The sequence below is a fragment of the Lysinibacillus sp. FJAT-14222 genome, assembly GCF_001278875.1.
Classification (GTDB): domain Bacteria; phylum Bacillota; class Bacilli; order Bacillales_A; family Planococcaceae; genus Lysinibacillus; species Lysinibacillus agricola.
Window position 1 is genome coordinate 169,403 of record NZ_LIYL01000050.1, and the last position, 13,992, is coordinate 183,394.

At 36.0% G+C, this 13,992-nt stretch carries 8 protein-coding genes; 2 read left to right on the forward strand and 6 right to left on the reverse strand.

The window, feature by feature from the left end; genetic code table 11:
• Positions 1–227 (reverse strand): hypothetical protein (locus tag AN161_RS29925; protein WP_158003082.1); only part of this gene is annotated, 227 nt, incomplete at its 3' end.
• A gap of 150 nt (positions 228–377) precedes the next feature.
• Between AN161_RS29925 and AN161_RS21660 the strand changes: the two genes are divergently transcribed.
• Both AN161_RS21660 and AN161_RS21665 read left to right on the forward strand, forming a co-directional pair.
• The gene (locus AN161_RS21660; protein ID WP_053596404.1) at positions 378–1,757 is read left to right on the forward strand and encodes a S41 family peptidase; all 1,380 of its coding nucleotides are present in this window, start codon (positions 378–380) and stop codon (positions 1,755–1,757) included.
• A 406-nt stretch (positions 1,758–2,163) separates the two neighbouring features.
• Positions 2,164–4,155, forward strand: a complete 1,992-nt coding sequence (locus AN161_RS21665; RefSeq protein WP_053596405.1) for an S-layer homology domain-containing protein — start codon at positions 2,164–2,166, stop codon at positions 4,153–4,155.
• A 578-nt stretch (positions 4,156–4,733) separates the two neighbouring features.
• Here AN161_RS21665 and AN161_RS21670 read toward each other — a convergent pair.
• The 5 genes from AN161_RS21670 to AN161_RS21685 all read right to left on the reverse strand — a co-directional run bounded on the left by AN161_RS21670 (position 4,734) and on the right by AN161_RS21685 (position 13,727).
• Positions 4,734–6,647 (reverse strand): N-acetylmuramoyl-L-alanine amidase, encoded by a 1,914-nt coding sequence (locus AN161_RS21670; protein ID WP_053596406.1) that lies wholly within the window; start codon positions 6,645–6,647, stop codon positions 4,734–4,736.
• Between the two features lie 218 nt (positions 6,648–6,865).
• Positions 6,866–7,780, reverse strand: coding sequence for a C40 family peptidase (locus tag AN161_RS21675; RefSeq protein WP_053596407.1), 915 nt, complete (start codon positions 7,778–7,780; stop codon positions 6,866–6,868).
• A 221-nt stretch (positions 7,781–8,001) separates the two neighbouring features.
• The gene (locus AN161_RS21680; protein WP_053596408.1) at positions 8,002–9,081 is read right to left on the reverse strand and encodes an S-layer homology domain-containing protein; all 1,080 of its coding nucleotides are present in this window, start codon (positions 9,079–9,081) and stop codon (positions 8,002–8,004) included.
• Between the two features lie 224 nt (positions 9,082–9,305).
• The gene (locus AN161_RS29095; RefSeq protein WP_143114990.1) at positions 9,306–9,521 is read right to left on the reverse strand and encodes a hypothetical protein; all 216 of its coding nucleotides are present in this window, start codon (positions 9,519–9,521) and stop codon (positions 9,306–9,308) included.
• A gap of 225 nt (positions 9,522–9,746) precedes the next feature.
• On the reverse strand, positions 9,747–13,727 hold the full coding sequence (locus AN161_RS21685; RefSeq protein ID WP_241774623.1) for a cell wall-binding protein: 3,981 nt from the start codon (positions 13,725–13,727) through the stop codon (positions 9,747–9,749).
• Positions 13,728–13,992: the final 265 nt, after the last annotated feature.

Consider the following 13,992-nt stretch of genomic DNA (forward strand, 5'->3'; position numbering starts at 1 on the left):
TCTGTAACTGTTGCTTTCGCTACAAAAAACATCTGTAGCTGACGGTTTGCCTTCGTTACAAAAAACATCTGTAGCTGGCGCTTTGCTTTCGCTACAAAAAACATCTGTAGCTGGCGCTTTGCTTTCGCTACAAAAAATATTTTCTGAATGAAGATAAATGATATTTTTCTAATTTCTACATTTATTAGATAAATAGAATCTGCTTGCTTTTGGCAAGTAAGCCTCAAGCTTCTTTTAGAGAACGACTGTCTACGAATCTTGCATAGATTTACATTTTTCGGTAAAAGGCATGCGGATTCTAGTAAATCTCCTCTTTTCCTATTCACGGTTATATGGAAAATCATGTATACTAAAAGTAAATTGAAAAGAGGTGTCCTATGAAAAAAGTATTGTGGTCTTTCGTATTTGTTCTAAGCTTTTTCATCTTTCCATTTACAAACGCTTCTGCTGCAAGCAATGAACAACAGCTTGTAAAGGAAATCAAGGAAATTATTACGGAAAATTATGTTGGGACTATCAATGGTAATTTGCAAAAAGCTAAAACTATTGACGAAATCATTGATATGCTAGACCCATATTCAACATATTTTACGCAACAAGAATTTGAGGAATTTATGAATAGCATTAATCTATCAACAATTGGGATTGGTGTAGTTATCGAAGAACATGAAGATGGCATTCATATTTTACAAGTAATCGAGAATAGTGGAGCCTTTGATGGTGGTGTCGTGGCTGGAGACATTATTATTGCAATTAATGGGGAAACCATCGTCGGGCGTTCAACACAGGAAACTTCTTCCCTATTGATTGGTGATGAAGGTACTCAAGTTACCCTTACATTACAACATGAAAATGGCACAACTTCTACTAAAGCCATTACACGCAAAAAATTCACCTTACCAAATGTACAATCTGAATTACTTTTTGGGAATGTAGGTTATATATCGATGTCATCTTTCTCTGAAGATGGTGCACAACTCGTGAAGAAAGAGCTTATTCAATTACAACAGCGTGGCGCTACATCATTTATTTTTGATTTACAGAATAATGGTGGAGGTTATGTCGCAACCATGGAGGAACTTGCTGGTCTATTCCCAAATGCTAAAATCGCCTATTTACTAGAAGAAGCCCATGCCTCTTATAAAGTTCGTGTAATCTCTCAAGATGTAAAATTCCCATTAGATACACGTATTCTCGTCAATCGATATAGTGCAAGTGCATCTGAAATGTTATCTGCCTCTCTTCAGGATCAGCATTCTGCCATTTTATATGGTGAAACAACATATGGTAAGGGTGCCATGCAAGGCTTTTATGAACTACGTGATGGAAGCTACTTAAAGCTGACTGTCGGTAAATTTACAGGTCCTTCTGGTCATACAATTCATGAAGTAGGCGTGAAACCAAATATTGAAACAAAAACGCCACCTATTTTTCAAGCTCATTATGATGCACTCAAAACACAATATACAAATTATAAAGAGCTTACAAGCTTGAAAAATGTTTCGGATCCTAAAAAATTAACTGTGAAAATCCCTTTTGCACTTCCTTCACAACTGTCTGAGGATAAGGTTCAGCTAATTGCTTTAGGCGCTAATGAAGTGCCTATTACAGCTAAAGTAGATGGTCGTTCATTAATTGTAACCCCATCAAAACCTTTATCTCCAGGGCAAGAATATATGCTCCTTGTCCATCCAAAGACACAAAAAGCTAACAAAGTGCAGAAAGGTTTTTATCTGCATATAACAATGAAAAATTAAAAAACTCCTCTCACCATTTAAGTTCAATGTCGGTGAGAGGTTTTTTTAGAAAAACTAAAAAAGTAGATCCAGCTATTCGTGCGGATGTATTATTCAAAGCAGTAGCGATTATTCGTCGTCGCAAACATGAATTCTTTGCACTTTTAACTATCTATGGGCTGAAAATATACACTCTAACACCTCACTTATTATTTTAAATGCCTTCATCTTCCGAACTAATTCATTGTTTTATAAAGCCTCTAATTCTTCCACCTCCTATGCCAAACTATCGATTTCAATTTACATAGCTCAAAAGTATAGTCAATGTTCAATTTTTTTGGCATATTTTATGTAATTTCTAACATTAGACCCTTATTTTAATTCTCTAACTTTGTTAAAATGATAGAAGCTTAGGAGGGTTCAAACTATGAAAAAACTATCAATTTTAATGATGCTAATGACACTTGTTAGCTTGCTCATTTGGCAACCCCAAATGGCATATGCTGATGAACTATCAGGGCATATGCATCAAGATGGTCTACGCTATTTAATTTCCAAAGATGCATTAAAGCAAGATGCAAATGGAAGCTATCGTCCAAATGACACTGTCACACGCGGTGAATTTGCTACTTACATAGCAAAGTCTTTAGACCTTGAGACAAAAGGTAACATTACGTTTACAGATGTCCCAGATACATATTTGTTTGCAACAGATATTAAACTTGCCGCTACTGCTGGGATTATCACAGGTTATACAGATGGTTCATTTAAGCCAAATGCACGTATTTCAAGAGAGCATATGGCAGTTATGCTGATTAGAGCTGTTGATTATCTAAAAATCCCTAAAGGTACGCCATCCACTACTTTTAAGGATAATGCAGCTATTTTTAAAGACTTCCGCCAAGACGTTGCGATTGGAGCAGAATTAGGGCTTATTAAAGGTAGCTCGAACGGCTTATTTTTACCAAAAGATAATGCCACAATTGGCGAGGCATCTACATTTGTACTACGCTTGATACGTCTAGCGGACGATGTTAAAAATAATGGTGGCAATACTAGTAATAATGGTAACAACGGAAATACTGGCAATACAGGGAATAACGGCAATAACGGAAATACAGGGAATAACGGTGAAACTGGTAATGGCAACTCTATTAAGTTCATCGTAAAAGAAATTTCAAATGGCAGTCTTGTTGGGAACCAAGGCTTTTCTAGCTTTGATACTGCCGAAAAAGCTTTGACAAAAAATACACTTGTCATTACGCAAAATGATAAAATTATGAAAATGTCATCTGGTTATGTTGTAACTAATGATTATGTAGCACTTAAATCAGAAACAATTAAAGATCAAATCTCTGTTGCTGCTAATACAGAAATGCAGTATTTAAGCAGTGATGCGACACAAGTAAAAGTTAGTTTAGCAGGTCATGTTGGGTATTTAAAACATGCCGATGTCACTTTAATCCCATCTGCTTTAAGTAAAGGCCGTTCTTACTATACAAACGAGAATGGTGAGATTAAACATACTTTATATGATTATAAATCAAATAAATATTCTTCTAGCTATGTGTACGGAAAAGCACCAGACTTCATGAAGCAAGGCGAAAAGTACTTTAGCTGGAATGGCATTAATTTCACAAATGCTAGTGGCTCATCGAAAGGTGAAGCCTATAATTACTATCAATTTTTACCTGCACGTGCGGAAACTCAATATTCAGCAGCAGAACTAGATAATTACATTATGCAAAAGTTAGCTGAGCTTGAAAGTTCTGGGGCTAGTCTTTATAAGAATGCGACAAAGAAAAGTAAGTTAATCGGTTTAGGGAAAGTTTTAAAAGAAGTCGAAGCAAATGATCACATTAATGCCATGCTTATTTTATCGCTTGCCCAGCATGAGAGCGCATATGGTATGAGTCCCCATGCTCAAGATCTCAACAACTTGTTTGGTTTATATGTATATGACACGAATCCACTAAATAAAAAGTTTGATAGTGTTGCAGCCAATATTAATGAGCTTGTTGATAAGTTCTTGCAGCCAAATTACATTACACCAGGCGGTCCTTACACAAATGGTGCAGTAGTTGGCTCTAAGGAAGTCGGTTTTAACGTGAAGTATGCATCTGATCCATTTTGGGGTGCTAAAATCGCTGGACACTACTACCGTACTGAAAAAGCTTTAGGCTTTAAAGATGCAAAAAATCCATACAAAATTGGCCTTACGACAACAGCAGGTCTAAATGTTCGTCCAGATGCATCAACAAGTCAAAGTCCACTTTACACATTTAATAAAAGCGGTATGCCCGTTATTGTAACCGATACAAATGTTAATGGTTGGTATCAGGTACTTTCTGATAAACTCCACCCGGAACCAGCCTATATCAATAAAGACTATGTTAAATTCATTAATACCGTGAAGTAGCAATTAGAGGCTGTCTCCGATTATTTTCGGAGCAGCCTTTTTCGATAGTTTAATATCTTTACCAAAACCGATGGCAAATTGAATGATTCTATCAATTATGTCTCGATATAATTTCATCCTGAATCGACATTGTGCTTAGGCCTGTATGAGGGCCGTCACGATGTCTCTCCTTTCGGTAATGCCACAGGACATCGTTTTGGTTAGTTAGCCGTTACCGCATGAACACGGCGATTTGAGGCTAACATCGAATACGAGCTCCTTTCCGATTCTATGACATCTGTCGGAGGCTATAACTTCTTTCTCCTATCTGATCAGCTCTCACGACTAGCCGAACACTTCCCTAACCTACTCGAGCCTTTGAAAACACCCCTCTTCTTAGCCCCAAACAAAATTTATTTATCTATACATAAAAACCTACATGCAAACATAAAAATAATCAGTGGATAAAATATATCTATTATATATCAACTATGCCAGGATAAAGACTATCTTCATAGCACGCCCTTCTTTTCCTTAACAATAAAAAAACTATCCCAAAAGTGAGTTAATCACCTTGGGACAGTTTCTATGTTGATCAATTATTGCTTTTTGTAGTATTGCTCAATTCCGTTATAGATAGAATCTGCAAATTTATTTACGGATTCATCATTTGTCAATTTTTGGCGATCCCCATCATTTGTTAAAAAGCCGAGTTCCACTAAAATTGATGGAATGCTCATATTATTAATTACATAGTATGGAAATTGTTTAACGCCACGATTCTTCATATTTAAATTGTTTACAATTTGATTATTTACAAAAGTGCCTAAATCAATATCCTCCTGATACATATCGCCTGGTGAAATAGCATAATATGTTTCAGTACCTGATGCTGAGACATTGGAAGCAGAGTTTACATGCACACTCACGAAAATCTCACCATAGTTTGCATTTGTAAAATCTACTCGACCTTGTAAAGTAGGGAACGTATCACCAGTACGAGTCATGTACACTTTTGCGCCAGCATTCTCAAGCTTTTGCTTAACAAGTGTGCTCACTTTTAATGTAATGCTTTTTTCATTGTTAGAACCTAGTACTGTGCCTGGATCCTTGCCACCATGACCTGGATCTAGGATAATAATACGATTTTGCAACGGTTTGCCGTTTTGATTTAATAATTTTAAATAAGATTTATGAACATAACCTGCTTTACCATTGTATTCGATTTTTGCCCAATAACCTTTAATTTCGTTAACTTTAACAGAGTCGCCTTTGTTAAGCTTAAATAGCACTGTAGAAGTTGCATTTGCTTCACTACGGACATTTAGGTTTCCAACAGTTGCTCGTCCTATTACATCTCCTGAAGCTGTAGGTGGAGTTGGAGTTGGATCAGGTTTCTCTTCTGTATTCGTTTCTGTTGTGCTGTTCGCTACAATGTAACCTGGTAAACCATTTACTTGCGTTAAATGATAACCGCCAACAGTTTTGTAAACTGGTAATTTTTCATTCGCTTTAATAGTTTGAATGATTTTTGATGAAGAAGTTGGTTTAACGTATAAGTTAATAGCGCCTTTTGATGTCACTTCTTTTTGGACAGACCCTAATTCATTGCCATCTGTATCTAAATATTGTGCATAATCTTTATAAAGATAAGCAAATGCACCTTTATATGATACTTTTAGCCATTTACCCTCAACTTCATATACTGATAGTTTGCCACCTTTATTGACTGTACCAACAATGTTAGTATTTGATGAACTATCTGGTGTTTTGCGGATATTTAGACCATCTGTCGTCACTTTGACTAGCCCAATAACCTCTTTTGTATCAGGTACAGATGTCCCTTTAACAGGTAGCTCTAAACGATATTTCTCGTTTTTTGCACGTGCTACAAATAATGAAAAGTGTGCACGTGTAACTGTATTATTTGGTAAATACTTTTCACCACTACCATTTGTGATACCATTATAGTAAATTGTATTTACATATTTAACGTAAGGGTGTGTAATACCTACGTCAGCAAATGGTGAATCTATGTTTTCATATTCACTTGTGTCCAAGTTAAATGCCTTCGTTAATACATAACTCATTTCATCACGAGTTATAGCCTTTTTTGGTAAGAACTTGCCTTGTGTATTCGTTGAAAAGAATCCTAATTGGATGGCACGTTCGATATAGCCTGACATTTCAGTACCTACTGTTACATCCGAAAAACTTGATTTGTTTACAACTAATGGTTTATTGCCAGAGGCAACGACAACCATTTTTGCCACTTGTTCGCGTGTTACAGACTCATTTGGGCCAAAGACTCTTTTCCCATTTACAAAATATCCTTGGATAACACCCAAATTTACTAAATAATTGATTTCTTCATAAGCTTCATGATTTTTGGAGATATCTGCAAATGTTACATTTGTAGTTGTATCTGCCATTACACTTTCACTATGTATAGTAAACATAGAAGCTGAAATGAATAAGACGCACAAAATAAGACTAATTTTTTTAAGATTCAATGTCTTATTTCCTCCCTTCCTGTTCTCTTAACGTATTCATTTTAACAAAATTAACTAAATAAATCATCCTACGATAGCACTTTTTAGTACTTTTTTTCCAACCACTTCCTTTTTAGTGAAATTATCATAAAAATAGAAGAGTCTGCAATTGCAAACTCTCCTCTAATTATAAGCTATTTAAAAGATCTTTTCTTGCAATCAATGCATCTATGAAAATATTATCTAGATTGTAATCTTTCAATAAACATTTTTAGTTCTTTGATTTTTAGTAACTCATCCATACCAAAGTTGCCATTGCCATCTCCATTTGTAACACCGTTAGATGCAAGAATAGAAATATATTCATTAGCCCAGTTATCCTGTGGTACATCATTAAATGATACTTCTTGACTATCATTCTCAAGTCCGAATGCGATAACTAGTACTTTCGCAATTTGTGCACGGTTAATTGGTGAAGACGGATTGAATTTACCATTCGCATCAGCTTCAAAAATACCTAATTTTGCAACAGCTGCAATAGCACCTGCATGCTCATTTGTTGGTTTTACATCGATAAAACCACTATTTTTGTCAGATGTATCTAAGTTGATAGCTTTTGCAATTTGTGAAGCAACTTCCGCACGTGAAGCATATACTGTAAAATCAATTGCTGCTTGCTTTACTTCAGCTTGTTGTTCTGCATCAAATGTAGCAACACGTTTTGCACCTACGTAACGAGAACCCCAATAATATGGATCGTTTACGTTCGAATAACTAACACCTTGATTTGTTTGAGAGTGGACCATTTTACCATCACCTATGTAAATAGATACATGTGAGATACCACTACCACTTGTATTGAAAAATAGTAAATCTCCAACTTGAAGATCACTTTTAGCAACTGCTGTCCCTTGTTGGTATTGTGCGCCTGATGTACGGTTTAATTTGATGCCTAAATCTGCAAATACTTGAGAAGTAAAGCCAGAGCAATCAAAACCGCTTGTCGTTGTCCCACCGTATTTATATGGAATACCTAAATATTTAGAAGCTGTGTCAGTAACTTCAGATTTAGTCGCTGCTTCAGCTGAATCTATATGAGTTGTCGAAAATAACATGAAAGATGCAAAAATCGGTAATAACCATTTTTTATTCATACTTTTGTTATACCCCTCTCTTAACTTTTTTGCCTATAAATAGACTATCATAAAAGGTGGTATTTTAATTTTTCAATTGTGTAACGATTTTAGAATGAATAAAAACGCTGATATACCAACGTTTCTTGGCTTCATCAGCGTTAAAAATGGGACAATTTAGTCGTTATTTCTTTCCTTCGTAACATAAATGTAACATTAGCAACTCTTTGTTACATAACCAATTATTGACTCGAAAACATTTGAACCCAATAATAATTGCCTTTGCTATCCTGTGCGATCGCTACACCGGTATTTGTATAATGCTCCTTCATAATATTATCTCGATGGTCAGGAGAAACCATCCATCCTTTTACAACTGTTTCGGGCGATTTGAAATATCTTGCAATATTCTCCCCAAAGCTCGTGTAGGAATAATCAAATAATGTCGCTAAATCCCAAGGGGCACCATAATAAGGAGAAACGTGCTCAAAATAATTACGTTTAACCATGTCCTGCGCTTTTATAATAGCGATTTGTGTCAGGTTCGAATCATAGACAACAGACGCCAGATTATTCTTTTCCCTTTCCACATTGATTAACCGAATGACCTCTTTTGACCAAGCTGTCGAAAGATTTAATGTTGGTATATAATCCTTTGCTAAATAATCATAAGCTACTTCAAGCTTCATGATTTTTTTTTGGAAATTTATGCTACGGTCAACAAAAACAGCTAATTGCGCCCGTGTCACTAATTTATCGGGTGCAAAATGCTTTGAATCTATTCCGCCAATAATTCCTATGTCTGTTAGTGATTCGATATAGTCTTTTGCCCAATGTGTTCGAGGAACATCATCAAATTTACTTTTATTTTTACCATCCACTTTAAACTGGTAGGCTAGTGCTAGCATTTTTGCAACTTCCATACGCTTTAAAGGCTCATTTGGATGAAAGGCATCACTATTTTGTATAACACCTAATTCTACAAGCTGACAAATTTCCTTGTAATATGGATGAGAAATCGTAACATCTTTAAAATTTACTGAAATCGAAGTATCTAAATTCGGCTGAATGGACCGAGCGATAGCCGATGCTGCCTCTCCCCTCGTAATAGCTTGCTCTGGCTTAAATGTATTGTCTGTATATGTAGTCATATATTGCTTCGATAGCATGTGTTGAATCGACGAATTTGCCCAGTATGAACTAGGCACATCAACAGCTTTGGAGAATGCCGCGTCTGCCTTACTAATCCCAGAAAAATCCCCCATAGTTGTAGCTTGTAAAACAATTGAAAGTACCAATATACTTATAATCCTTTTAAACATGGCTACCTCCTATATTTAAATTGTTTAAATAAATCCATCAAACGGTGTAGTAAAACTCTCTATTACATACGATTTCTTGATTGATAAAGTTTCACTATTTTGGAAATTTCACAGGCTATAAATTTATATAGTGAAACCTCAATCAGTGGGGGTTTCCTCATCCCCAAAAATGAATAGAGGAATACAAGCTTAAACCTTCACATCCTATGAAAACGCTTGTGTGATTAACATCCTGCCGCTTCGCTTTCGCACAGAAAAACATTTGTTGCTGCCGCTTCGCTTTCGCTACAGAAAAACATTTGTTGCTGCCGCTTCGCTTTCTCACAGAAAAATTTGTTGCTGTCGCTTCGCTTTCTCACAGAAAAACATTTGTCGCTGCCGCTTCGCTTTCTACAGAAAAACATTTGTTGCTGCCGCTTCGCTTTCTCACAGAAAAACATTTGTCGCTATCGCTATAGAAAAACATTTGTTGCTGCCGCTTCGCTTTCGCACAGAAAAGCATTTGTAGCTGCCGCTTCGCTTTCGCTACAGAAAAACATTTGTTGCTGTCGCTTCGCTTTCGCTACAGATAAATTACTACCAGTTTATGCGAGATAAAATTTTTTATATAGTGATAGAAGGAGTTTTCCCATAATACACGTTGGGAAAACTCCTCCTTTCTAATACTATTCAAGCATTTTTAGATATTCTTCTAGAATGCGGTAGTTATATACTAAATCCTGCTGCTCTAGCGTAAGTGAGCTATAAAGTTTTTGAGCAGCTAACACCTTTTTCTCAAATGACGAGTTGTCTGGATCAATAACAGCGATAGCTTCAACTACTTTTAGGACAGCCTGTACATCCTTTTCAGCTTTCTTTAATACATCCTCATTGATGACTTGCCCTCTTAGTTTTGAATCTAAAGCTTTATAAGCTGCGACTGCATTCGCTACATCTTCTATATATGTTGAAGAGGTTGGAGAGAGACCAGCAATTAATTCAACGACTTTCTTTACATCGGCCATACTTTTCTCCGCTTCTAACAAGATCGAATAATTAGTAATCCTTTGCTTATCTGTCGTATTTAAGCTATCGTACTCTTTTCGAACTGCTTCAACCATACCAAAGTAAAATTTGTCCTTTGGATTTAAACTAGCAATGTTCTTATATACTTTTATTACGTTATCTAATGATAATAATAGGTCGTCATTATAGACGTATCGTCTTTGTTCGGCATTTAGCTTATCATAGGCTTTTAAGATCTTTTGATATTGACTATTCATGTCTTTGGCAGTAAGTAGTCTATCTATATCCTCTACAACACTAATGACAGGCTTCAGAAGCTTCTCTTGATCTTGTAACACTTTGTAATTTTGTACGGCTCTTTGTTGATCCTTTGGTAAAGCGTTGTAAGCCGCACGAATTTCCTGGATACGTTTCACATACTGCTTCGGATCTACAGACGGTAAATCATTAATCATCTGCATAACATTACCGGCACCTAAAATGCTTGTTTCTGCTGCTTGTAATAAGTAATAGTTTGTTACATATTGCTTCATATCTGCTGGTAGCGCATCATAAAGCGAACGTGCACGAGTTGTATCCTCAAGGTATGTACTACTTGAAGATTTCAGTTTACTAATTAATTCAATCACCTTTGAAACGGGCTCATAGGTTTGTAGAATATCAAAATTATTGACATATTTTTTCTGATCTTTATTTAAATTATCATACGCCTTACGCGCAGAATTGACCTTGCTGACAAAATTATTTGATTCTGGATCCAAATTATTAATTTGCACCATCACATTTAAAATAGGTTTTACCGCTTTTTCACGTGCTGTCAAATCTTTAATATTTGTCACTAATTTCTTTTGATTAGCAGTTAGCTCATCATACGCAACACGTGCATTCATAAGCTTCGTTAAATAGTCTGCACCCTGTTCTTTAGTTAAATCAATAAGCTCAACAACCTTATGTGCTACTCCCTGCTCATTTTCTGCCGCTACAAGCGCATCGTAATTAATGATCACTTGTTGCTTCTCTGGAGGTAGTGCATCATACATCTCACGTGCTGTTTTCATATCTTGGTAGAATGTCTTGCTTGATGGCTTTAATGATGAAATTAGGCCAATCAATGAAGCCACATCTTCTACTGCAGTTAGATTCGCATAGTTCGTCACACGTTTTTGCGATACTTCATCTAGTGCATTATAGGCTTTACGTGCAGCAAGTACTTTTTTTGTATAATCCTTACTTGTTGGATTTAAGGCATCGATCATTTGAATAACCTTGACAACCGCTTTATTATTTTTTTCGTAATTGGTTAAGGTTTTTGCCTGCTCCACTAGTTTCTTCGCATTTTTATCCATTGTTTTGTACTCTACAGATAATGCAGCTACCTTCGCCACAAAAGTATCTGGGTGTTCATTCGCTAATGCTAAGACACGATCATCAAATGCCTTAGCTGTATCGATATAACCCTGTGCTTTTTTTAATTCTCCAGCATTGACGACCTTCTCTTGAAGGGATTTAGCTAATGTATTAAACGCTTCATTTGCTTTCGCTACATTGTCTTTGTATGTCTTTTGGGATGGATTTAAGGCATTTATTTGCACAATCACTTCTGTTACAGCGACCACATCATTTAACTCTTTATAATTTCTGACATACTCTCGATTTGTCTCGTCAAGTTTTGCGTAAGCTGTATAAGCAGATTTCGCTTTTGAAATATAATTTTTAGATGCTGGATCTAACTTTTCAAATTGATCAATAACATTGATGACAGCCCTATGTGATTTCTCTAAATCTGTTAGGATTTTGATATTTGTCACATGTTTTTTAGCAGCTGCTGGAAGCGCATTATAGTCGGAGCGTGCTTTTAGCATATCAACCACTAGATTATTAGACTTACTTAAATTATCAATTTGATTCCTAACAGCTTCTACTGCTGTTTCTTCATCTGCAAGTTGCGACAATTTTGTCTCAAGCTTGTTTTTAATTTCTTTTAGCGCTGTTGCATCGCTACTACTCCCAGCATCTAACTCAGTAACTTTAGTTTGTAATTCCACTATTTGTGCTTTGTAATCCTTCATAGATGAATTTAGTGCATTTACTTTTTTCGATAAATCAGCATATTGGAAAAATAAATCTAATTTATCTTTTTTTTGCACTAATGCCTTTTCACTCTCTCCAAGCTTGTCAAAGGCAGCCTGGGCAGCAAGTGTTTTACTTTCAAAAGTAGAAGATTTAGGGTCTAAGCTGTCGATTAATTTATCCACACTTAAGGAAGCACTATAAATCTTTTCCCAATTTGTTAGCTCTGCTAGATTATTGACGATTTTTTTCACATTTGCCGCATTAATCGTTGATCCATTTGAGGCAGGTGGTGTATTATATGCAGCACGTGCAGCATTAATGGCCGCCACTTTGTCTGTTTCACCTTTAATTTTAGTAATAAGCCCTTCAATTTCTCTTGCAGAAGCAATATTAGCGGCGGCTATTTCAAGATCCGCTCCATTCTTTACATACCCTTTATTAATAGATAAATTATCGTAAGAGGCTTTTAATGTATCTACCGCAGTACGATAGGAATCATCACTTGAAATGCGCAGAGCTGTAATTTGTTTAGAAATATCTGCAGCCTCTTTAAAAGGCTGTAAATCTTGATAATTCGTCACTAATTTCTGTGAATCTACACCCAGTTTAGTATAAGCTGTTTCAATAGCCGTCACTGCACTGATGAAATTCGTTGCCGAAGTAAAGTCTGCTGGCTGCTTTGCCTTTAACTGTGTTATACTCAGCGCCACTTTATTAACCGAAGACATATTTGTTAATGCATCAGTATACTTTTTATAGGGTGTTTCAGAATCATTATTTGGATTATAGGCTACGACCACTTTCTTTTGATCCGCTGTTAGTGCATTATAAGCTGTCGTAACATTTTCCAACGCTGCTGAAATGGCTGCATAGTCATTTGGATTTTGCTTTAATATATCTACGAAAGCATCTAGTTTGACAGTGGCTGTAGATGCCGCACCTGCATCTTCCTCTAATTTAAGCAGCTTCGCAATATCTGCTCCCTTTGCTTTAAAGTAGGCATTGCGTGCAGCTTCATCATAGCCATATTGTAAAGATGTGCCACGAATAGTTGAAGCAATATTACTAGCTCCATTTTTAAGTGCTAAGTTGACAGCTGTTTCGAATTCTTTTTGGACATCTAGATATGAACCTAAAAATGTTTCATAGGTTTTTCCAACAGCTGCGACATCATCTATAAATGTCTTATTTGTATAGGTTACCGCACTAATACTTTTCCCGATTTTTGTTAGTTCGCTTATTAAATTACGTTGCTCGACAACATAGTCATACTTCGCTTGAATAAATGCAATCTCCTCGTTAGTAAAATCTGTCTTACTTAGGATTGCTACATCACCCTTTGCAATAACCATTTCATCTGCTGTCGAATTCTCAGAAAGCTTCGCAAATTGCGCTATCATTTGTTCTCTTGTCGTTGCGGCAGCTACCCCGTTAACGTTGGCAACCTGCTCTGTTTGAGTTGATACGCGAGATTGTGCATCATTTTCCTGTGCATTCGCTATAGCCGTAGGTGCTAGTAATAGACTCGTTATGACTCCCGCCGTCAATTTTCGATTCAATCGAACCACCCTTTCATTTTTTATGTATAGGAAAATGATTGTGTTCATTTTCATTTCGATTCATTACTTTTGTATCGGTGTAATTCATGTGATTTCAAGCCATACTAATACATTTACAAAATTAAGCACATCAAAAGTAATTTTTCAAAATAACTAGCTAGAAAAACAGGAAGTTATTTCAATTATACTATACAATAGTTTTATAGGATGTTTTTCATCAATCGACATGTACTTTAAAATGTTTTTTTCACGGAATTATTGGAAAAAAACAGCT

Bases quoted from the DNA above. Each gene is read 5' to 3' on its own strand.
- AN161_RS21680 (WP_053596408.1), bottom strand. From the start codon at position 9,081: ATGTTTAAAAGGATTATAAGTATATTGGTACTTTCAATTGTTTTACAA.
- AN161_RS29095 (WP_143114990.1), bottom strand. From the start codon at position 9,521: ATGTTTTTCTGTGAGAAAGCGAAGCGGCAGCAACAAATGTTTTTCTGT.
- AN161_RS21665 (WP_053596405.1), top strand. From the start codon at position 2,164: ATGAAAAAACTATCAATTTTAATGATGCTAATGACACTTGTTAGCTTG.
- AN161_RS21660 (WP_053596404.1), top strand. From the start codon at position 378: ATGAAAAAAGTATTGTGGTCTTTCGTATTTGTTCTAAGCTTTTTCATC.
- AN161_RS21675 (WP_053596407.1), bottom strand. From the start codon at position 7,780: ATGAATAAAAAATGGTTATTACCGATTTTTGCATCTTTCATGTTATTT.